The 20,888-nt window shown below is 57.1% G+C and carries 21 protein-coding genes, 4 tRNA genes and 1 pseudogene; 10 read left to right on the plus strand and 16 right to left on the minus strand.

The window, feature by feature from the left end:
• Positions 1-451, plus strand: a pseudogene (locus ACIOZM_RS28245) (ribonucleoside-diphosphate reductase subunit alpha); the annotation flags it as partial.
• Between the two features lie 498 nt (positions 452-949).
• Here ACIOZM_RS28245 and flgE read toward each other — a convergent pair.
• The 6 genes from flgE to ACIOZM_RS28275 form a co-directional block, all read right to left on the minus strand.
• Positions 950-2,290 (minus strand): flagellar hook protein FlgE, encoded by a 1,341-nt coding sequence (flgE, locus tag ACIOZM_RS28250; RefSeq protein WP_401220110.1) that lies wholly within the window; start codon positions 2,288-2,290, stop codon positions 950-952.
• Between the two features lie 30 nt (positions 2,291-2,320).
• Positions 2,321-3,049, minus strand: coding sequence for a flagellar hook assembly protein FlgD (gene flgD, locus ACIOZM_RS28255; protein WP_401220113.1), 729 nt, complete (start codon positions 3,047-3,049; stop codon positions 2,321-2,323).
• Positions 3,050-3,064: 15 nt separating this feature from the next.
• Positions 3,065-3,508: a flagellar basal body rod protein FlgC gene (flgC, locus tag ACIOZM_RS28260; RefSeq protein ID WP_034146132.1), complete on the minus strand. Its 444-nt coding sequence runs from the start codon at positions 3,506-3,508 to the stop codon at positions 3,065-3,067.
• A gap of 3 nt (positions 3,509-3,511) precedes the next feature.
• On the minus strand, positions 3,512-3,919 hold the full coding sequence (flgB, locus tag ACIOZM_RS28265) for a flagellar basal body rod protein FlgB (RefSeq protein WP_401220116.1): 408 nt from the start codon (positions 3,917-3,919) through the stop codon (positions 3,512-3,514).
• Between the two features lie 367 nt (positions 3,920-4,286).
• Positions 4,287-5,114, minus strand: a complete 828-nt coding sequence (gene cheR / locus ACIOZM_RS28270) for a protein-glutamate O-methyltransferase CheR (protein WP_401220119.1) — start codon at positions 5,112-5,114, stop codon at positions 4,287-4,289.
• A gap of 46 nt (positions 5,115-5,160) precedes the next feature.
• On the minus strand, positions 5,161-6,093 hold the full coding sequence (locus ACIOZM_RS28275) for a chemotaxis protein CheV (protein WP_401220122.1): 933 nt from the start codon (positions 6,091-6,093) through the stop codon (positions 5,161-5,163).
• 82 nt (positions 6,094-6,175) lie between these two features.
• On the opposite strand from ACIOZM_RS28275, the gene flgA reads away from it, so the two are divergent.
• The 4 genes from flgA to ACIOZM_RS28295 all read left to right on the plus strand — a co-directional run bounded on the left by flgA (position 6,176) and on the right by ACIOZM_RS28295 (position 8,768).
• Positions 6,176-6,937 carry a flagellar basal body P-ring formation chaperone FlgA gene (flgA, locus tag ACIOZM_RS28280; protein WP_401220125.1) on the plus strand — a complete coding sequence of 254 codons (762 nt, stop codon included), beginning with the start codon at positions 6,176-6,178 and terminating at the stop codon, positions 6,935-6,937.
• A 162-nt stretch (positions 6,938-7,099) separates the two neighbouring features.
• Positions 7,100-7,426, plus strand: coding sequence for a flagellar biosynthesis anti-sigma factor FlgM (gene flgM / locus ACIOZM_RS28285; protein ID WP_401220127.1), 327 nt, complete (start codon positions 7,100-7,102; stop codon positions 7,424-7,426).
• Between the two features lie 48 nt (positions 7,427-7,474).
• Positions 7,475-7,942, plus strand: coding sequence for a flagella synthesis protein FlgN (locus ACIOZM_RS28290; protein WP_401220130.1), 468 nt, complete (start codon positions 7,475-7,477; stop codon positions 7,940-7,942).
• 91 nt (positions 7,943-8,033) lie between these two features.
• Positions 8,034-8,768 (plus strand): flagellar brake protein, encoded by a 735-nt coding sequence (locus ACIOZM_RS28295; protein ID WP_401220132.1) that lies wholly within the window; start codon positions 8,034-8,036, stop codon positions 8,766-8,768.
• Positions 8,769-9,030: 262 nt separating this feature from the next.
• Here ACIOZM_RS28295 and ACIOZM_RS28300 read toward each other — a convergent pair whose 3' ends face one another.
• The 4 genes from ACIOZM_RS28300 to ACIOZM_RS28315 all read right to left on the minus strand — a co-directional run bounded on the left by ACIOZM_RS28300 (position 9,031) and on the right by ACIOZM_RS28315 (position 14,311).
• Positions 9,031-10,407, minus strand: coding sequence for an MFS transporter (locus ACIOZM_RS28300; protein WP_401220135.1), 1,377 nt, complete (start codon positions 10,405-10,407; stop codon positions 9,031-9,033).
• Positions 10,408-10,475: 68 nt separating this feature from the next.
• Positions 10,476-11,717, minus strand: coding sequence for a glutamine synthetase family protein (locus ACIOZM_RS28305; RefSeq protein ID WP_401220162.1), 1,242 nt, complete (start codon positions 11,715-11,717; stop codon positions 10,476-10,478).
• 300 nt (positions 11,718-12,017) lie between these two features.
• Positions 12,018-12,710 carry a sensor histidine kinase gene (locus ACIOZM_RS28310; protein WP_401220138.1) on the minus strand — a complete coding sequence of 231 codons (693 nt, stop codon included), beginning with the start codon at positions 12,708-12,710 and terminating at the stop codon, positions 12,018-12,020.
• A complete protein-coding gene (locus ACIOZM_RS28315) occupies positions 12,707-14,311 on the minus strand; it encodes a response regulator (RefSeq protein ID WP_401220141.1) in 1,605 nt (534 codons plus the stop codon). The genes ACIOZM_RS28310 and ACIOZM_RS28315 overlap by 4 nt, the downstream gene beginning before the upstream one ends.
• A gap of 253 nt (positions 14,312-14,564) precedes the next feature.
• On the opposite strand from ACIOZM_RS28315, the gene ACIOZM_RS28320 reads away from it, so the two are divergent.
• The gene (locus ACIOZM_RS28320) at positions 14,565-15,914 is read left to right on the plus strand and encodes a lysozyme inhibitor LprI family protein (RefSeq protein WP_401220144.1); all 1,350 of its coding nucleotides are present in this window, start codon (positions 14,565-14,567) and stop codon (positions 15,912-15,914) included.
• Positions 15,915-15,998: 84 nt separating this feature from the next.
• Here ACIOZM_RS28320 and ACIOZM_RS28325 read toward each other — a convergent pair.
• Positions 15,999-16,075 (minus strand) — tRNA-Arg (locus ACIOZM_RS28325).
• Between the two features lie 293 nt (positions 16,076-16,368).
• Between ACIOZM_RS28325 and ACIOZM_RS28330 the strand changes: the two genes are divergently transcribed.
• Together ACIOZM_RS28330 and ACIOZM_RS28335 are read left to right on the plus strand one after the other, a co-directional pair.
• Positions 16,369-16,599 carry a hypothetical protein gene (locus tag ACIOZM_RS28330; protein WP_401220147.1) on the plus strand — a complete coding sequence of 77 codons (231 nt, stop codon included), beginning with the start codon at positions 16,369-16,371 and terminating at the stop codon, positions 16,597-16,599.
• Between the two features lie 20 nt (positions 16,600-16,619).
• Positions 16,620-16,799 (plus strand): PA3371 family protein, encoded by a 180-nt coding sequence (locus tag ACIOZM_RS28335; protein ID WP_401220150.1) that lies wholly within the window; start codon positions 16,620-16,622, stop codon positions 16,797-16,799.
• Here ACIOZM_RS28335 and phnN read toward each other — a convergent pair.
• Positions 16,774-17,343, minus strand: a complete 570-nt coding sequence (gene phnN / locus ACIOZM_RS28340) for a phosphonate metabolism protein/1,5-bisphosphokinase (PRPP-forming) PhnN (RefSeq protein ID WP_401220153.1) — start codon at positions 17,341-17,343, stop codon at positions 16,774-16,776. The genes ACIOZM_RS28335 and phnN overlap by 26 nt on opposite strands.
• A gap of 389 nt (positions 17,344-17,732) precedes the next feature.
• Here phnN and ACIOZM_RS28345 point away from each other — a divergent pair, with 389 nt between their 5' ends.
• A complete protein-coding gene (locus ACIOZM_RS28345) occupies positions 17,733-18,059 on the plus strand; it encodes an Arc family DNA-binding protein (protein WP_003178899.1) in 327 nt (108 codons plus the stop codon).
• 114 nt (positions 18,060-18,173) lie between these two features.
• Here ACIOZM_RS28345 and mgtE read toward each other — a convergent pair whose 3' ends face one another.
• Entirely contained in the window at positions 18,174-19,616 is a 1,443-nt protein-coding gene (gene mgtE, locus ACIOZM_RS28350) for a magnesium transporter (protein ID WP_401220156.1), read from the minus strand.
• A 320-nt stretch (positions 19,617-19,936) separates the two neighbouring features.
• Between mgtE and ACIOZM_RS28355 the strand changes: the two genes are divergently transcribed.
• Positions 19,937-20,455, plus strand: a complete 519-nt coding sequence (locus ACIOZM_RS28355) for a cell envelope protein SmpA (protein WP_401220159.1) — start codon at positions 19,937-19,939, stop codon at positions 20,453-20,455.
• 19 nt (positions 20,456-20,474) lie between these two features.
• Here ACIOZM_RS28355 and ACIOZM_RS28360 read toward each other — a convergent pair.
• The 3 genes from ACIOZM_RS28360 to ACIOZM_RS28370 all read right to left on the minus strand — a co-directional run bounded on the left by ACIOZM_RS28360 (position 20,475) and on the right by ACIOZM_RS28370 (position 20,848).
• Positions 20,475-20,551 (minus strand) — tRNA-Arg (locus tag ACIOZM_RS28360).
• Positions 20,552-20,623: 72 nt separating this feature from the next.
• Positions 20,624-20,700: transfer RNA gene (locus ACIOZM_RS28365), tRNA-Arg, on the minus strand.
• Positions 20,701-20,771: 71 nt separating this feature from the next.
• A tRNA-Arg gene (locus tag ACIOZM_RS28370) sits at positions 20,772-20,848 on the minus strand.
• Positions 20,849-20,888: the final 40 nt, after the last annotated feature.

A 20,888-nucleotide genomic window follows, 5' to 3' on the forward strand; every position in this document is an offset into this window, starting at 1 on the left:
GCCCCGGGGGCGGGGGCCCCAGCCCCACCCCCACGACCTGAAGTACTACGACGGTTCGGTTCAGCAGATCGAGCGCATCCCGCAAGAACTCAAAGAGCTCTACGCGACTGCATTCGAAGTGGACACCAAGTGGATCGTTGACGCGGCAAGCCGTCGTCAGAAGTGGATCGACCAGGCCCAATCGCTGAACCTGTACATCGCTGGCGCATCGGGCAAGAAACTCGACGTGACCTACCGCATGGCCTGGTACCGTGGTCTGAAAACCACTTACTACCTCCGTGCCCTGGCCGCGACCAGCACCGAGAAGTCGACCATCAACACCGGCAAGCTGAACGCTGTATCCAGCGGCGGCAACCACGGCGACGATTCGGTTCTGGCAGCGCCTGCCGGCCCGGCTCCAGTGCCAAAGGCTTGCGCGATTGACGAGCCGGATTGCGAAGCTTGCCAATAAGCTGAGCTGATTCAGGCGTTGCGAGACGCCTGATACTCCTCAGAGAAAAACCCCCGACAGACTTCTGGTTTGTCGGGGGCTTTCTTTTGGGCGATGGAAAAGCCTGGATCAAAAGATCGTACGGTCGCGGTCGAATTTTCGTCAGCATCAACAGTGATTACTTATGCCTTGCCAGCCAAACCTGTAGGAGCTGTCGAGTGAAACGAGGCTGCGATCTTTTGATCTTGTTTCAATAAAAGCAAAGTCAAAAGATCGCAGCCTTCGGCAGCTCCTACACGGGATGGTGTACATCTGGACCGAACAGTGTGGCTGTCAGGCCGCCATCGCTGGCAAACAAGCTTCCACAGGATCTGCGTCGCTCCACTCACAAGATCAGCGTTAGCTCGGCTGTGCTCCCCGAGTCCCAGCGAGATGGCCGCAACGGACATCCCCCCCTAAAAAGCGCCCACAAAAAAGCCCCTCAATCGAGGGGCTCCTTTGTACAACCAGAAACCAGAATCAAGTCATCTGAATGATGGTCTGCATGATGGTGCTCTGAGTCGAAATAGTCTTGGCGTTCGCCTGATAGTTGCTCTGACCCTTGATCAGATCAACCAGCTCATTGGTCAGGTTAACGTTGGACTCTTCCAGCGAGTTCGACGCGATCGAACCCAAAGTGCCGGTTTCCGGCGCGTCGTAGCCCGGGATACCCGAAGCAAAAGTCTCTTTCCAGCTGGTACCACCGATGGCCTGCAGGCCCTGTTCGTTGGTGAAGCTCGCCAGCGCAACCTGGCCGATGGCCTTGCTCTGGTTGTTGCTGAAGTTGGCGAACAGCGTGCCGGTGCCGTCGATGGTCAGGTTAGTGATCTGGCCAGTGGCGTAACCATCCTGAGTCGGGATCGAACGTGCGGTGTCAGCGTTGTACTGGGTGGTCTTGGCCATGGAGATAGTCACGCCAGCCGTGTTGGCAGATGCGCCGTTAGGCGTGAATTTGCCGTTGGTGACGGTGCCTGGCTTCCAGTTGGCCAGCGTCAAGTCGCTGCTGATGATCGGCTTGAGGGGGTCCAGCGGGTTTGGCGTGCTGACCTGAGTCAAATTGCCAGAGCTGTCGAACGTCAGTGTCGAAGCAACAGGAGGAGTAGCAGGATCGCTTGGATCGCTACCGGTAGCGTCCGGATTGCGCCCATCCACCAGGGTGTAAACCTTCCAGGTATTGTCATCAGTCTTCACAAAGTACTGATCCATGACATGCGAGTTGCCCTGAGTGTCATAGATCGGGGTACTGAACGACTTGGTGTACGTCGCAAGCTTGGTCGGATCGAACACGACAGCGTTGGTGCCCGTATCGACGATTTTTGGTGCCGAGGAGTTCAGGTTGATAGACGAAGTCACGGTGGAAGTCGATTTCGGCGCCAGGTTCGACGTATCGATCTTCAAATCGGTCAACACGCCGTTGATGATCTTGCCGTTGGCATCCACACCGTAACCTTGCAGACGCGAGGTGTAGTCGGTGTTGGTGATGTAACCGGCGTTATCGACCTTGAACGTACCGGCACGGGTATAGGACACCGAACCGTTGTTGCTCATGGTGAAGAAGCCCGAACCGTTGATGCCCATGTCCAGCACGTTACCGGTGTTGTTGATGTCACCTTGGGTGAACTGCTGGGAAACGTTGGCCAGGCGCACGCCGTTACCAATCACTTTGCTGCCGCTACCCAGGCGAGTGGCCGAGTAGACGTCTTCGAATTCTGCACGGGACGATTTGAAACCGGCGGTCGCGACGTTGGCGATGTTGTTGCCGGTCACGTCCAGTTGTTTGTTGGCTGCATAGAGACCGCTAAGGCCGATATTGAAAGACATATTCCACTCCTTTGTGCCGGTTAGTCGGCTCTATATACCAATGGTTTGTACTTTGGACAGGGCAACGGTGCCCTTGCCGGCCAGGTTGAGCATCAGCTCGCCACCGGTCTGGCTGATCGTCACGCTGTTGACGGTTGCTGGCAGGTACGTCGCCAGATCCGTCGCGGTGCCATTGATCGGTGCGCTGGCCTTGAAGGTGTAAGTACCGGTAGGCACAACAACGCCGTCCTTGTCTTTACCATCCCAGGTAAAGCTGGCATTGCCGGCTGCGCGACTGCCCAGGTCGATGACTCGTACGGCTTTGCCGTCCTTGTCGGTGATGGTCACGGTGCCGCCAGCAATGGAGGTCGCGAGGTTGACCGAACCGGTCAGGCCTTTGGTCGGATCGTCGAGCTGGGCGGAGTTGGTCTGCACAATCACATTGCGCCCAACCAGCGACGAAGCCTGCAAGGCTTGCGAAGAGTTGTAGTTGCCGGCCAGGCCGCTCACGGTGGAGTTCAGCGTGGTGATGCCTTCCAGACTACTGAACTGCGCCAGCTGGGCAACGAATGCGCTGTTGTCCTGCGGGTCGAGCGGGTTCTGGTTTTTCAGCTGGGTCACCAGCAATTGCAGGAACGCATCCTTGCCCAGAGCCTGGCCGCCAGTCGCGCTGTTGGTGGCGGACGCAATGCCGCCAGTGGTGGTGCTACTGGTCGTCTTGGAAGAGTTGGCCAGTATGTCCTTCAAACTCAGGCTGCCGGTGGAATCGGTAACACTCATCGCAGTCGCCCCTTATTACTGACCGAGGGTCAGTACCTTCTGCATCATGGTTTTGGCGGTGTTCATCATTTCGGCGTTGGTCTGGAACGAACGACTCGCGGAAATCATGTCAGCCATCTCTTCCACCACGTTGACGTTCGGGTAGTAGACGTAGCCTTTGGCATCGGCCGCCGGATGGTTCGGCTCGTAGCGTGCTTCGAGATTGCTCTGGTCTTCGACCACGCCCATGACTTGTACGCCCTGGCCGGCAGCGTCCTGATTCTGGAACAGCGAATCGCTGCCGCCGCTCTGGCCGCCCTGGAACATGGTGGCGAACACCGGGTGACGAGCACGATAGGTCTGGTCGATGCTCGACGAGACGGTTTCGGCGTTGGCGATGTTCGAGGCCACGGTGTTCAAACGCGTGGTCTGCGCGCTCATGCCGCTACCGGCAATGTTGAAAACACTGGATAGAGACATGAATTATTCTCCGCGCAGGGCTGAAACCAGCCCTTTGAATTTGCTGTTGAGCAGGGTGAAGCTGGCCTGGAAGCCCACGGCGTTTTCCGCGTAGTTGGACTGTTCCAGCTGGGCATCCACGGTGTTCTGGTCGATCGAAGGTTGCATCGGCGTGCGATACATCAGCGATTCGTCGCCATTGCCCAGACCTTCGGCCTCGATATGACGGCTGTTGGTCATGTTCAAGGCGATGGTGCCGTTGTTGGTTTTCTGGCTCTGTGCTTCAAGCACTTTGGAGAATTCCAGATCCCGAGCCTTGTAGTTCGGGGTATCGGCGTTGGCGATGTTGTTGGCCAGGACTTCGGCACGCTGGGCGCGGAAGCCCAGGGCTTTTTCGTGAATTCCGAGCGCTTTATCGAAGCTGATGCTCATGTCGGGAACCTTCAGGTGACCGGGTTTTTCGTAACAGGGCTATAGCAAGCCGCGTGCCAATTTTAAAACCCCCGAAAACCGGGGCTTTGCGGGCAACGGCAATGCGGCAATGCCAGAAAAGCGGCAACCGGTTTCCGCCAGATGCCGCTTTTCTGCCGCTTGCCCCCTTATCACCGACAACACAAAACCTGTGGGAGCCTGGCTTGCCAGCGATGACGGACTGCCTGATTAATTGATGTCGAGTGACACGACGCTATCGCTGGCAAGCCACGCTCCCACAGGTTTTTTTAGTGGATTCGAATAATCGTCAGGCATAAAAAAACGGGAGGCCCTGAGGACTCCCGTTTTTTATGCAGCGATCAAACCGTTATTTAGCCTGGTAAATGATCCCCGGGCTGCACTGGACCATCTGGTAATGATCCGGCAAACCGTTCAGCGCTTCGGAAGCGCCAAGGAACAGATAACCACCCGGCTTCAACGTGCTGTGAATACGCAACAGAATGTCTTTCTTCACCTCGGCGGAGAAGTAGATCAGTACGTTGCGGCAGAACACGATGTCGAACTTGCCCAGCGCGGCGTAACTGTCGAGCAGGTTGAACGAGCGAAACTCCACGCGATTCTTGATCGGCGCCTTGATTGCCCAGCGGCCTGGCCCTTTCGGGTCGAAGTAACGCTGAAGGCGATCGGGCGACAAACCGCGACCGATTGCCAGGCTGTCGTACTCGCCGGTCTTGCAGTTGTTCAACATGAGACCGGACAGATCAGTGGCAACGATCTGCACGCCCATCTTCAACTGACCGAGGTTAACGCGCTCGAACTCGTCAATCGACATCGACAGCGAATACGGTTCCTGACCCGACGAACAGGCCGCCGACCAGATCCGCAAACGCTGGTTGGGGCTGGCCTTGATCGCCTCGGGCAGCACCTTGTTCTTCAAGACTTCAAACGGATAGGTGTCACGAAACCACAAAGTTTCGTTGGTCGTCATGGCATCCACCACTTGCTCGCGCAAACCACTGCGCGGCTGGGTCTGGATGCGCTGAACCAGCTCACCCAGGGATTTGATGCCTTGCTGTTCCATCAGTTTGTTGAGACGGCTCGAGACGAGGTACTGCTTGTTTTCGCCGAGCAAAATGCCACAGGCCTTTTCCAGGAAGACCCGGAACTGTTCGAAATCCAAATTACCCGTAGACAATGATGCCGCCTCTTAAATCGTGTTGATCACCAGGGACAAAACGCCCCTAGCTGATATCTGCTGCTTTGATCCGGTCGACTACCCGGGATGCCAGGTCATCAGGACGGAACTTGGCCAGAAAGTCATCGGCACCGACTTTCTTGACCATCGCCTGATTGAATACCCCGGACAACGAAGTATGCAGGATGATATGAAGCTTTTGCATGCGCGGGTCGTTGCGGATCTCCGCCGTCAGGGTGTACCCGTCCATCTCCGGCATCTCGATGTCGGAGATCATCATCAGGAACTCTTCTTCCGGCTTCTTGCCTTCATCGACCAGCTTGCGCAGGTAATCCAGCGCCTGCTTGCCGTCGTTCAACGCCACCACTTCGACGCCGACCGTTTGCAGGCAACGCGAGACCTGCTTGCGCGCCACCGACGAGTCATCGACCGTCAGTACCCGCAACGACAACGCCTTGTGCTGGGTTTCGACATCGACCACGCCGACCGAAATCGCTTCGGGTGTCGGCGCAACTTCCGCCAGTACCTTCTCGACATCGATGATTTCGACTAACTGATTGTCCACTCGAGTCACAGCGGTCAGGTAATGATCGCGACCCGTACCCTTCGGTGGCGGATGGATCTCTTCCCAGTTCATGTTGACGATGCGTTCCACCGAGCGCACCAGAAACCCTTGGGTCTTGGTGTTGTACTCCGTGATGATCACGAACGGGTTGTTCTTGTCTTTCAACGCACCCGAGCCGGTCGCCATTGCCAGATCAAGGATCGGAATGGTCGCCCCCCGAATATTCGCCACCCCGCACACGACAGGACTGGACTTGGGCATCAACGTCAGCGACGGGCATTGCAGCACTTCCCGCACCTTGAACACGTTGATTCCGTAGAGCTGCTGGCCGTCGAGACGGAACAACAACAGCTCCAGGCGATTCTGCCCCACCAGTTGCGTGCGCTGGTTCACCGAATCCATTACACCAGCCATGCCCAGACTCCTACATCAACGCCAAGTGTTGTTGCGACGCACATTCATTGCTAAACGGCACGGCGCTTGCTTTTTAACTCGTATGAACGCTCAAACGACATTTTTCCGACACCTGACATCCCAGAGCCGCAGATACCTTTGCGCGGTGATGGCCGTTTGCTCTTTTTCTGCCGGCAGCCCTGCCGTTGCTGATGCGGTTACCTTGCCTGACATGCTTATCGGCGTCACTCAGGGCTTTCTTGAGTTCACCGTAGAAGACTATCTGGCTAGCAGTCAAACGGAAGGCCGCTATGAAATCGAGGTAAAGCAGCTCGATCCGCGTATGCGCATGCCTATGTGCGACAAGGAATTGACAGCCTCCCTGGAGAGTCCGGCACGTCCATTGGGCCGGGTCACCGTCAAGGTTCGCTGCGAAGGCGCCTCGCCCTGGACGGTGTTCGTACCCGCTCAAGTCCGCCTGTTTCGCGAGATTGTGACCACCACTCGCCCGCTCAAACGCGCCGGAATTATCGAACCGCAGGACGTGACCTTGCGCGAGCGCGACGTCAGCGTGATCAATCAGGGCTTCCTGACCTCGGTAGACGAGGCAATCGGGCAGAAATTAACCCGACCAACGGTAGCCGATCAGGTGATAACCCTGGTGCATCTCGAACAGGCCGAAGTCGTGCGCAAAGGCGATCAGGTGGTGATCATCGCGCGCAGTGGCACACTGGCCGTGCGCATGCCCGGCGAAGCCTTGTCCAACGGCGGTTTGAAAGAACAGATCCGGGTGAAAAACCTCAACTCCCAACGAGTCATCAAGGCGCAAGTCATCGCGCCGGGCCAAGTGGAAGTTTCAATGTGAATGTCCATGGAGAAAACTGGCGCTGACCCAGCCTGTTCCCTAAACTGTGCCGCAGCAGGACACGCACCGGCGCATGCAGGCTCATTGAGTAAATGTGCCTAAAGTTTTCCAGGGGATGGCCGAAAACATGGCAAGCGTCCAAATTCCCAGAGGTTTTTTATCATGGTCATCGATTTCAGCCGTTTGAACAGCTCCTCGTCACTTACAGGCAGTACGCGTACCAGCGCACCGAAGGAAACCGCCGAAAACGGCACCTCCGCGCCGCTGAATACCCCGGCCGAAACGGCCAGTACCGCAAAAAGCGGGGAATCGGTACACCTCAGCAATGAGGCTCAACAGTTGCAGAAGGTCACTGACAAGCTGCGCGATCAGCCTGCCGTCGAAAAAGCCCGCGTGGCCGAGTTGAAAGCAGCGATTGCCGATGGCAGCTATAAAGTCGACAGCAACCGTGTAGCCAGCAAACTGCTCAACTTCGAAGCCCAGCGCTAGGCCTATGCCTGCGCGAGGCTTTTGGACGCTTAAAACCCAAGGCCAGCCATGCACGACACTAATTTACTGCAACTGATCACCGACGACTTTGCTCCAGCTCAACAATTGCTGGAGTTATTGCAATCCGAATCCATCGCTTTGCACGGTCGTGACATGCCGGTGCTGGAAGATATTCTGGCGCGCAAACAGGCATTGATCATTCTGCTTGAACAGCATGGCCGCAAACGCAGCGAAATCCTCGCCAGCCTCAACCTGCCGCTCGACCGTCAAGGCCTGGAACAACTGGCCGCGCAGTCGAGCATCGGCACGCAACTACTCAGCGAAAGCGACGTCCTGACTGACCTCCTTGCTCAATGCCAGGCGGCCAACGTCAAGAATGGCCAGTCGATCCTGATCCAGCAGGCCACCACGGCCAATCAGCTGAAAATCCTCACCGGGGGCGAACCGCCAGCGCTGTATGACGCCAGCGGCACTTTTGCCAGGCCCGCAATGCCGCGTCCGCTCAGCCAGGCATGAGCCGTTGATGCGCCAGCTCTATCAACCCGCGAAACATGCTGGCAAAATGCTGGCTAGTCGTAGTCATATTTTGTCTGGAGATTGATACACCGTGCCCAATGATGATGCTCCGCAGCCACCTAAGGTGCTCACCACGCCACTGGAAATCTCCAGCAACCTGCGCCAGCTGCAAGAAAGCCACGATCCGTTGATCATCACGTTCCACGAGCGCAGCCAGCGTTTTCAGAGCTATCTGATCGAAGTTGACCGGAAAACCAATACGCTCAAGTTCGATGAAATGATCCCTCGCGATGGCGAACGCTACCTGGAAGCAGGTGAGCCGTTCCGCGTCGAGGGCTTTCACGACGGCGTCCGCATCGCTTGGGAATGCGCGGGCACACTGACCATCAAAGACATCGAAGGCGACCGCTTCTACACCGGCGAACTGCCAGAAGAATTGGTTTACCACCAACGCCGCAACGCCTTTCGTGCTGCTCTGAAACTGACCGATCTGGTCAGCGTCGTGCTCGGTGGCGAAAAGCTGAAGGCACCGATTGACGGCAAACTGCTGGATATCTCTGCTACCGGCTGCAAGCTGCGCTTCGAAGGCGATATCACCGACCGCCTGCAACTGGGCCAGGTCTATGACCGTCTCGTTGCCGCTCCGCTGTTCGGCAATCAACCGGTATCGGTTGAGCTGCGTTATCTGCACTTCGAAGAAAAACTCAACATCACTTTTGCCGGCCTGCGTTTCCATAACATCAGCGGCCCGGCCGCGCGCAACGTCGAGCGCTTCGTTTATCAACTGCAACGCGAAGCACGGCGGTTTGATAAAGACGATCTTTGATCGCGACACAATAAAAAACGGGCAGTCACCGCAAGGGACTGCCCGTTTTTTTGTGCCCGCTTTATGGAAGATCGAAACCTACCGTGTGGCTAGGGGATTTAGCGAAACGTCGCACTGCCCCGTTCGGCTGCGCGGCAGTCGTAAAACCATTCACCGCGGCATTCCAAATGACTTGGAATCTGGGGCGGCTTCGCCACCCAACGGGGATAAATCCCCTCACCACAATTAATCTTCACCACACATCAAATTTCTGCACTACCGATCAAGGCCGCGCACCACTGATGTCCGGCGCAGGCTTTTCGTCGACAGCATCCGGCTCGGCGTCTGCCGATGGCTCCGGTTGCGGTTCGTTCTCAGGCTCAGGCTCAGGCTCAGGGCTATTCTGCATTTGCTCCTGCACCACCTGCTCATCGACCCGTGGATCAAGCGCAGCCACCAATGGAGAACTCGACATACTGTCCGGCATCGCGACGTGATGCAGCGGCGCATCGTCGACCTGGTGCAGATTGGTCACGGCTTTCGGCCTGATCCGCCACACCAGCACCAGCGCAAAGAAGCTGAAGAACGCATACAGACTCTGGCTGCCGAAGAACTTCATCAGCACACCCGCGACCAGCGGCCCGATACTCGCACCGACGCCATAGGTCACCAGCAACATCGCCGTCAGCGACACCCGCCGATCACCTTCGACATGGTCGTTGGAGAATGCCACCGCCAGCGGATACAGGCAGAACTGCACCAGCGAACAGAGGAAGCCAACCACAAACAGCACTTCCAGCGGCACCTGCGGCATGATCGCCAGTGGCAACGCAGCAACCGCCAGAAACCCGGCAAAACAACGGATCAGCAACGCCCGGTCATAACGATCGGACAACCAGCCCAGCGGCCATTGCACCAGCAGCCCGGCGAAAATACAGGTACCCATGAACAGACCGACCTGCTCGGTCGACAGCCCTTGCTGCGAGGCATACAACGGCGCCAGACCGTAGAACGAGCCGATAATCAAACCAGCGCCCAGCACCGTGCTCAATGATTGCGGCACTCGTTTAAGGAAGAAGCGCGGCTCCATCGGTGCCGGATGCAATGGCGCCGGGTGAATCCGGTGAGTCAACGTCACCGGCACCAGACACAGCGCAAAACACAGGGCGACGAGCATCAGCAACTCAAGTCCCAGCCCCGGGTGCATGACCAGAATCAGTTGGCCCAAGACCAGCCCCAGATACGAAGCGATCATGTAACCGCTGAACACCAGCCCTCGCTGATTAGGACCCGCCTGCTCGTTGAGCCAGCTCTCGATCACCATGTATTGGCACATCATGCCGAGGCCGACGATGGTCCGCAGCACCAGCCATGCCGGCAGCCAGTCCACCAGACCATGACCGAGCACTGCTGCACCGACAATGCCGGCACAAGCGGAATAAGCACGAATATGCCCGACTCGGGCGATCAGCCGATGGCCGATCTTGCCGCCCAGTACCAGGCCGAAATAGTTGGCTGCCATCAGTGCACCGATCCACAGTCCATCGACGTGATCAGCCGCCAGACGCAAGCCCAGATAAGTAGACAAAAGACCCGAGCCGATCAACATCATCAGCGAGGCGAAATACAGCGCTCGAAAGGATTTCCAGATTTGGCGCATCGGCGTTCCGAGCGGCTCCTTGCAGTGAGTATCGGGCTATCAAACGATAGCCCGATGGCGACGATTCGTCAGGCCTGGGCTGCTAGAACACGCCGTTCCCAGGGAGTTATTTCATCAAAGAAACTGGTCAACTCCATGGTTTTCGAAGCGATGTAGCCTTCGATGAACTCCTTGCCGAACAGTTCCTTGGCCAATTGGCTACGTTTCAGACGTTCGAGTGCTGCATGCAAGGTACACGGCAACGAAAGATTGTCCGGCACCTCGAACTCGCCCTGGATTGCCGCAGTCGGCTCCAGTTCGTGCTCGATACCATGCAAACCGGCGGCCAGACTGGCGGCAATCGCCAGATACGGGTTGGCGTCGGCGCCCGGCAAACGGTTTTCGACCCGACGGGCGACCGGCGAACTCGCAGGAATGCGCAGGCCGGCGGCACGGTTGTCGTGCGACCAGCAGGCGTTATTCGGCGAAGCATACGGATGGCACAGACGCTGATAGGAGTTCACGTTCGGCGCAAACAGCGCAGTGAACTCCGCCATGCCCGCCTGCTGCCCACCGATAAAGTGGCGGAACATCGCAGTCGGTTGGCCATTGTCATCGCTGAACACATTCTTGCCGCTGCCGATCTCGACGATGCTTTGGTGAATATGCATCGAGCTGCCCGGCGTGTGCGCCAGTGGCTTGGCCATGCACACCACGGTCAAACCGTGCTTGAGCGCGACTTCCTTGAGCAGATGCTTGAACAGGAAAGTCTGGTCAGCCAGCAGCAACGGATCACCGTGCAGCAGGTTGATCTCGAACTGGCTGACGCCCATTTCGTGCATGAAGGTGTCGCGCGGCAGGCCGAGGGCCGCCATGCATTTATAGACTTCGCTGAAGAACGGCCGCAGACCGTTGTTGGAGCTGACACTGAACGCCGACTGACCATCCTCGCGACGACCGTCCAGACCGACTGGCGGCTTGAAGGGTTGGGTCGGATCAGTGTTGGGCGCGAAGACAAAGAATTCCAGTTCGGTCGCGACGACCGGGGCCAGCCCGCGAGCGGCGTAACGCGCAATGACAGCCTTGAGCTGGCCACGGGTCGACAGGCGCGAACTTTCGCCAGTCAGTTCATCGGCATCGCAAATTGCCAGGGCCCGTGGCTCGTCACTCCACGGCAGTGCATGGATCTGCGACGGCTCGGCCACCAGCGCCAGGTCACCGTCATCACTGCCGTAAAAACGCGCCGGCGGATAACCGCCCATGATGCATTGCAGCAGCACACCCCGCGCCATCTGCAAACGCCGCCCTTCGAGGAAACCCTCGGCGGTCATCACCTTGCCCCGTGGCACGCCGTTCAAATCCGGTGTGACACATTCAATCTCATCAATGCCCGTCAGTCGCTGCGCGAGTGAACGCTGGCCATCGGTTGTCATGACGCAATCCTTGTTATTGTGCGAGCCGCGAACGGCGACCCGTACAAAATAGGCTTCGGCTGTTCGGAATATCAAGCAGCGTCACGCAAAAACCAGAACTACGCGAAATCCACCTGTAGGAGCTGCCGCAGGCTGCGATCTTTTGACTTTGCATTTAAGAGCAAGATCAAAAGATCGCAGCCTTCGGCAGCTCCTGCATTAGGGCAGGTAGAGACTGAAAACGCCGCCGCCCAACGGGCCGCCATTGCTGATTTCGGTACGCCCGACCACACCATTGCGCTGATGCAGCGCGGCGATGCGTGCGGCGAAGTACAAACCCAGTCCGGTGCTGCCGGTACTGTGATTGATGCCTTGCACGTTATCGGCCTGACGTTCGAGCATCTCCGGTGGATAACCATCGCCATCGTCATTGATAGTCAGCACCAGTTGTCCGGCCTCGTCGCTGACCGTGATCAGCAGCGACTCGCGGGCATAGCGGATTGCGTTATTGATGCAGTTGCCCAGCACCGAAGCGATCAGTTCGCGGTCGAAGAAACCCAACGGGCTCAGCGGATCAACTTCATACGTTGCGATGATCCCGCGACTGGCGAACACCTCTTGATGCGACGCCAGTTGCGCCTCGATGAAGTCGTCCAGTTCGTGATACGCCGGTTGCAGCGGCATCTGATTCACGCCGAGCTTATACAGCCCGAGCAGTTGCACCAGCATGCCGTTGAGGTGGGCGAACTCGAAGTCGATCACGCCCTGCTCCGGCCCGGCGCGCTGCGCTTCGGGCAGACGCGCCAGCCATTGGCTGTGGGACTGCATCAGCATCGCCAGCGAGTTCTTCATGTCGTGGACGGTGGAGGCGATCACCGTGGAGAAATCCAGTGCCTGCTCGTCTTGGTTCATTCGCCAAACGCCTTGCTTTTCAGCTTCTGATAACGCGGATAACGCGCGTCGGTGTCGGGCATCAGACCGACCATTTTCAGGCAGGTCCGACATTCTTCCAGCTCCGCCGACGGCACATTGGTGTCGGTGCCGTGCAACAACGACTGAGCCATGTTCAGCGCAATACTGATGTTCTTCGGCTGCATCTTCAGCGCCTTGCGGAACACCTCGCGGGCCTCGACCAGATTGCCGGTCTTGTAGACCCGCACGCCCTGACGGTTGAGGTCGGCGGCGGCGTTGCTCGAGCTGAGAATAGTCGGGTCGTCGGTGAGCTTGGCGATGTCTTTCATCACCGCCGGATCATCACCGTAGATTTCCGCGCAACTCTTGAGCATCGAAGTGCCCGCCTCGGCCTGACCAAGCATTTGCAATTGCTTGGCGACCAGCAGCGCGGCCTCGGGGCTCATGAACTGTTCCATGCCGTCGAGGCGCATCATCGCCTGCTCGGTGAGCTTGTCGGCGGTTTCTGCATCGTTGAGCAACAGGCTGGTGGCCTTCATCAAACGTGCACGAATCTGCAAGCCCGGGTCGCTCGGGTTTTCCTTGGCCACGGCGCTGAGCGTGGTGTTGATCTCCAGCCGCGTGCGCGTATCGAGACCACGTTCGCTGCCCTTGCTGATCAGTGCGTGCGCTAGGCCGAGGTTACTTTCCGGGTCCTTGAAACGCGACTGCGCGCCCTGCGAGACCGCTTGGCGATAGGCGCGCGACGCGGTGTCGAAGTCTTCGTTAGTCATCGCCAGTTTGCCGAGCAACGCCTGACGACGCACCGCCAGCGGCGACAGCCGAATTGCTTCTTCGAGTACCCGCTGCGCACCTTTGGTGTCGCCTTCAGAAACCAGTACATCGGCCATGCCGTCATACAGCGACGGCATCATCGGAAACACCTTCAGCGCTTTTTCGTAGACGCCTTTCGCCTGCGCCACTTGCCCGCGCTTGAACAGCAATTTGCCCAACCCGGCAAACGCCCAGGGCAACGGGCGGTCGGCGATGATCCCGTCGTAAAGACGCTCCAGCGCTTCGTTCTGATTCAGGTCGCGCAAGGCATCGGCGCGGTAACGCAGGCACAGCGGCGAATAACGAATGTCCTGTTTGCACAGCGCGATGCAGGCGTTAAGCACCTCCATCGGCTTGCCCCGATCGAGGGCTTGCAGAATCGGTTTGAGCAACGTCTTGCGCTGCTCCAGACGCTCCAGGCGCTGAGCCAGGCCGGAGCGGTTGAACGGTTTGGTCAGATAGGCATCCGGCTCGTGCTCCAGCGCACTGAGCACCATCGCCTGACTGGTCTCGGCGGTGACCATGACGAACACCGCTTCATGGCTGATGAGCTTTTCCAGCATCAGGTCTTCCAGCACCTGCTGCCCGTTTTTCTTGCCGTCGCCGAGATGGAAATCCTGCAGGATGAAATCGTAGGATTTCTGCGCGCACATCTTCAGCGCCTGCTCGCCGGTGTCGGCGGTGTCCACGTCCTTGACCCCCAATTCCCGCAACATCGAGCGCACGGAACTGCGGAAATCCGAGAAATCATCGACGATCAGAAAACTCTTTTGGTGATACGACAGCATCGAGGATTTCCAGACAATTGAAGGTAATGAACCGAAGGCATTCCAGCGGCGCGCAGATGATAGCTGGAGGCCTAATGCTATCAAGCGATTTCGTGCGCGGCCGATGAGTTTGCAAGAACCGTTCGGGTTATCGGCCAGAGATGCCGTTCCCTGAAGCAGACGCTTCAAGATTCATCGGCAAGCGATTACCCTGCGCGCCAGCTCAACTTCCTCATACAAGGCTTTCATCGTGTACATCAAAGGACGCTACATCGTGTCCGCCATTGCGCTGGTGTTTTTCCAGCAGGCAATGGCGAGCGGAATGGACTGCACCAAAGCGGCAACGGCCGTGGAAAATGCTATTTGTGCGGATAAGGGCCTGTATCAGCAGGACGCAAAAATGGGCGCGGTTTACGGCAAGCTCATCAAGTCTGCGCCCGACCAGAAGACCGAAATCAAAAACGCTCAGCGCCTTTGGTTAAAGGCGCGCAACCAGTGCGATGAAAATGTCGCTTGTATGAATCAGCGTTATCGCGAACGTCTGGAATCGCTGCAAGCGCAATGGATTGATAGCGTGGCGTACACGCCGGATGAGATCGATAAGCAGGTATTGGAGGAATTGCGCCAGCGTGTTGAGACGGCGAGCAAGGACGATCCAGAGTTTGCGCTGGAGAAGACGCTTGAGACGTTGACGGTGAGTGTTGGCAAAACGTCGTTTTCCGGCGACCGGGATGACAGCGATTTAACACATTTCCCCAAGAACATTCCCAAAGGAGTGACTCGGGATGAATGGAAAGCTCTGAACGCATCCAGTATCGACACCGAGTCCGAGATCGGCCAGAACTCTTACGTCCTGATGGATCTGGATGGCGACCAACGGCGTGACTTGATGGTCAAGACCTATGCCGGCGGCACCGGGCTGTTCACTTACTTTGAAACCTTTCGCCGCGACGGTGAGCGGTTCATCAAACGAACAGCTGCCATGGATGCTGAATCCCGTGCCGAAAGCGCACTGTTCACTACCAATGATCGCGGCGCCAACCAGGCAGTCAACTGGATCAAGATGCACGGCAAACTCTACGCCGCCTATCGAGACAGTTCCTACGGCGTCGATAGTGTCTATCTGCTCAACCCCTTGCAGATCAACCGCATGGTTCCAACGCTAACCGTGCGCTACCGCTATCAATTGAGCGTGCCCCGCACTCAGGAAAATCAGGACAATCCAGTAGCCTACGAACTTGAGCCAGACGTGCAAAAGGCACTCACTGAAGGCTTGTCCAAAATTGATGAGAACAACACGACAACGTCCGGCCAGCAGAAAACCCCGATCTGCCCGATCCCGCCGTCAGGCCCGGGCGACGATGACTATTACAGCTTCGGCGCCAGCTATTACGCGATAGAACCGGTAGCGGATGTCCCGGTGATCCTCGGCAATGACTGCTTTATTGCCAGACTGATCAGCTGGTATGGCAGCTATGACGCAAAGAGCGGGCTGTTTGCACAACTCGCCTTGCGCAAGCCGGGATCTGAAGAACAGGGCAAGGCGTATTCGGTCAACGGGCGCCGCCATATAACCCAGGTCAGTGCCTCGATTGGCAAAGCCGAAGGTGGCGCAGCGAATTAGCATCTGACGAAAGAAATGAAAAAGCCCCGACAGGTCTTCCCTGCTCGGGGCTTTTTTGCAAACGCTTGTGGGCGTTCTGAATATTGGTGTCCCAGGCGGGGTTCGAACCTGCAACCTTCCCCTTAGGAGGGGGATGCTCTATCCAATTGAGCTACTGAGACACACGGTAAGCACGCCAGACGCGGCGCGACAGACGGCGTGCATGGTAACGGGCGGGCCATGATTTGTCATGTCGTCCGGGGTGCTTTTTAAGTGTAGGCAGGCGCCCTGCAATGCTGCCGGAAGATTTACCGTGCATTTTGCATCACCGCAAAAAGCCATCATTGCAGATTGCAATGCGCGACCTGCGGATAACCCTGCTAAATGCCTGTTTTTAAAGGACTTAACAGCGGTTAGACTGTTGGCACGCTGGCTGCTTTGCCTGTTCTATAGAAGAACAATCGGAGCACGCCCCATGAACCGCACTCTCTTGCTCGCCAATGCAATCGCCCTCGCGGTTTTGCTGGGGTTTCATTTTGTCCCCGAGAGCAATGAGGCGGTGGCCCAGCGCATGCCGCATTACCTGCAAGTGCAGAAGGCGCCGCAATGGGCGGTATTGAGCGATCAGAGCAGCGCCACCGCGCAGGCCGTCAGTGAGCCTGAGCAAGTGCTGCCAGCGACCGATAGCGAACGTCTGGTTTTTTGAATCATCTTCAGGAGTACAGCATGTCCAAATCAGCCACGGGATTTCTGATCCTCGCCTTGTTGAGCGGCGCTCTGCATTTTTCGCTGTTCGAGGAAACCGAAGTCACCCTGCCGCTGATTGGCTGTGGCGTGTTTGCTGCGTTTTTCGTTTTGGCATTGGTTGCCGGGCGCAGGATCAAGTTTGATCCGGTACTGCGCTGATTCTGATCCAGTCCAGCAGGTTATTGACGGCGTCAGCCAGGTCGCCCGAATTATCGAGTTGAAAAACAGCCTGGTTGCTTGATCGTCTTTCGGTGAACAGGGCATTGCGGGCAAGCCGCTGGTCAATTTGTTCACGGGTCTCTCGACCTCGCCTGAGCAGCCGCTCACGCAGCACTTCATCCCTGACCGTCAGCAGCACCGACAATAACGTCGGATAACGCTCCTGAGCCTCGCGCAGATGGCCGCGAGAGCCATTCACCAGTACATGTCGTCCGGATTTCAACCATTGGTCGATTTCTGCCGGGATGCCGTAATCAAGCCCATTGGCGTGCCAGGCCAAGGCAAACTCCCCCGCCAACTGCAGCCGCTCGAACTCCGCCGGGGTTACCCCGACCGCATCTTCACCTACAGATTCCGCCGAACGGGTGATGACCCGGCGCGCCACTTCGCAGCTCATCAGGCGCAAGCGCTCACGTGCAGCGTCGATCAGGCTGTCTTTGCCAGAGCCGGACGGTCCCATTAAGTAAATAAGCCTGCCATCCATCCTGAAAACGCCCTCCAGAGCGTGTCTGCCCCTAGTAAATCGGCAAATTGCCACTATCCTGTACAGGGTAAGGAACAGAGATCGAAGCCGCATAGCATGCACGTTCTGATGCCTCAAAACATCAGCGGGTGAGCCACGGGACGCGGTCAGATGTACGGACTGAGGCAAAGTTTTCCAACCAGTCCGCATTTCTGATAATTGGTGCTGGCATTACGCCTTTACCCAGCTCAATATTTGTCACAGAATTGACGCCAATGATCTGGCAATTTTGAGGCATGATGCGCGCCTCTTAACAATTCAGGTTGAACCATTTGGCGCGGATGCTTGTCCTAACACACATCTTGCGGCCAATTCCGAGAACCGCTCCCCTGAACTAACCGGTTAAATATATGCGCCCATTGAAACAGGCAATTTATTCCAGCCGTACGGCTGACAAGTTCGTCGTACGTCTGCCAGACGGGATGCGTGAACGCATTGCCGAAGTGGCTCGCAATCATCATCGCAGCATGAACTCCGAGATCATTGCGCGCCTTGAGCAGAGTCTTATTCAGGAAGGCGCACTGGGCGAAGAGCTGAGCATGCGTCTGGACAGCCCTGAGCTGTCGCTGCACGAGCGCGAGCTGTTGCAACGCTTCCGTCAGCTGTCTCACCGTCAGCAGAACGCTCTGGTGTCGCTGATCGCTCACGACGCTGAAATGGCCGCAGACGCCTCCTGATCCAAAACGAATATCTCAAGCCAGCAGATTTGCTGGCTTTTTTTTGCGCGGAATTTGCCTTTTTACAGGCGAAAAAAAGCCCGCCATTTCGGCGGGCTTTTTCTTGGCTGGCGGTCAGAGCAGGAAGATCGTCGCCAACCCCAGGAAGATGAAGAAACCACCGCTGTCGGTCATCGCGGTAATCATCACGCTCGCACCCATTGCCGGGTCGCGGCCCATCTTGGCCAAGGTCATCGGGATCAACACCCCCATCAACGCTGCGAGCAGCAGGTTCAGGGTCATCGCGGCGGTCATCACCACACCCAGCGACCAACTGCCGTAGAGCAAATAAGCGACCACACCGATCACCCCACCCCATACCAGACCGTTGATCAGGCCTACGGCCAGCTCTTTACGCATCAAGCGTGAAGTGTTGCCGGTGCTGACCTGGTCGAGCGCCATCGCACGCACGATCATGGTGATCGTCTGGTTGCCGGAGTTACCGCCAATACCCGCAACGATCGGCATCAGTGCCGCCAGCGCCACCAACTTCTCGATCGAGCCTTCAAACAGACCGATCACCCGCGAGGCAATGAACGCGGTGATCAGGTTGATCGCCAGCCACGCCCAGCGGTTGCGCAGGGACTTCCAGACTGAAGCGAAAATATCTTCTTCTTCACGCAGACCCGCCATGTTGAGAACTTCGTTTTCGCTCTCTTCACGAATCAGGTCGACCATTTCGTCGATGGTCAGACGGCCGATCAGCTTGCCGTTCTTGTCGACGACCGGGGCGGAGATCAAGTCGTAACGCTCGAACGCCTGTGCGGCATCATAGGCGTCTTCGTCCGGATGGAAACTCACCGGATCGCTGGCCATGACCTCGGCAACCTGTTTATCCGGGTCGTTGACCAGCAAACGCTTGATCGGCAGCACGCCCTTGAGCACGCCGTCGTAATCGACTACGAACAACTTATCGGTATGACCCGGCAGCTCTTTCAGGCGACGCAGGTAACGCAGAACCACTTCAAGGCTGACATCCTCGCGGATGGTCACCATCTCGAAGTCCATCAGCGCGCCGACCTGCTCCTCGTCATAGGACAGGGCCGAACGCACACGCTCGCGTTGTTGCAGGTCGAGCGTTTCCATCAGCTCATGGACGACGTCTCGCGGCAGCTCGGAGGCCAGGTCAGCAAGTTCGTCGGCGTCCATGTCCTTGGCCGCAGCCAGGAGCTCGTGATCGTCCATGTCGGCGATCAGCGTTTCACGAACGGAATCGGATACTTCGAGAAGAATGTCGCCGTCGCGGTCAGCCTTGACCAGTTGCCAGAGCGTCAGTCGATCGCTCAGCGGCAAGGCTTCAAGGATGTAGGCAACGTCGGCGGAGTGCAGATCATCGAGTTTGCGTTGCAGCTCGACGAGATTCTGCCGGTGGACCAGGTTTTCCACCCGGTCTTGATTCTGGCCTTCCTGGCGATGAGTCAGGTCTTCGACGACCCGCTGGCGCTGCAGCAGCTCAACGACCTGAGCCAGACGATCCTGCAGGCTTTCTTGTGTTTTCTTTACTTCGATTTCAGACATAGGCGAACTCCACTCCCAGCAGCGGGGCACGCCGGAAGGATCAATCAGTCAATTCATGATTGGTAAAACGGGGTACTGAGTAACTACTGGGTAAGTCCATGGAGGTATTCCACAAGCCCCGGCGGGGCTGACGGGCGCAATGATACACGCCTGACGGTTTAAAACGTTAAAAAATCACGGCTGAAACAAGCGCTTGCGTGACAAACCTGAGCGCTCTCCTGATCCGTGCAAATGCGACGACTCATCCTGAAAAGAAAACACACCTGCGCCGAAAAATGTAGCGGCTACCCTTGAGCATAGATCGTCATGGAGGACGTCGAATGCCATCTCAAACAGTCATTTTTTTCATCACCGCCCTGCTCTGCCTGCCGCGCACCGGGGCCGCGACTGCGATTCACCGCTGCGAAGCTGCCGACGGCGGCATTACCTTCACAACGATGAGTTGCGCGAGCGATGAACGCCTTACGCAGCAGGAAGTACGCCCTTATTTTCCGGGATCGGTTGTCGCCGTGATGCCGGAAGCCAACCACGAAGAAACATCCGGTATGAATACTAAAAGGCGCGAGCCGGGCATTGTCGGCTCTCGGGAAGGTAAATGCGCAAATCTGATCGATGCCAGACAACGTCGTGAAGCGATCATCAATCAGCGGATCATTGCCGGGATGGATCAAAGGGATGTCGAAGCCGTGCTGGGCAAGCCAGACAAGGTCAGCATTCGCAATTCGAGCACTGCCTGGCAATACAAACCAAAGCGCGGGCGTAGCGCAGTGGTGAGTTTTGATGAGAGGGGATGCGTGAAAGAAAAATCCAAATCCCGGACAGCAAAAAGCCCGCGATAAACGCGGGCTTTTCGGTATATGGTGCACTCGACAGGATTCGAACCTGTGACCGCTCGGTTCGTAGCCGAGTACTCTATCCAGCTGAGCTACGAGTGCAATTTGTGTTTTTAGACCAGATCACAACTGGTTGAAGCCAAGCTACCTGCATTGCTGCAAATATCTCTTAAATGGTGCACTCGACAGGATTCGAACCTGTGACCGCTCGGTTCGTAGCCGAGTACTCTATCCAGCTGAGCTACGAGTGCATTTGTGTTTTTAGACCAGATCACAACTGGTTGAAGCCAAGTTACTTACATTGCTGTAAGTGACTCTTAAATGGTGCACTCGACAGGATTCGAACCTGTGACCGCTCGGTTCGTAGCCGAGTACTCTATCCAGCTGAGCTACGAGTGCATTTGTTGCGCCGCATTATAGCCCGTCTAATCTCTATTCC

This window comes from Pseudomonas sp. NPDC087346 (assembly GCF_044744235.1).
Lineage (GTDB): Bacteria > Pseudomonadota > Gammaproteobacteria > Pseudomonadales > Pseudomonadaceae > Aquipseudomonas.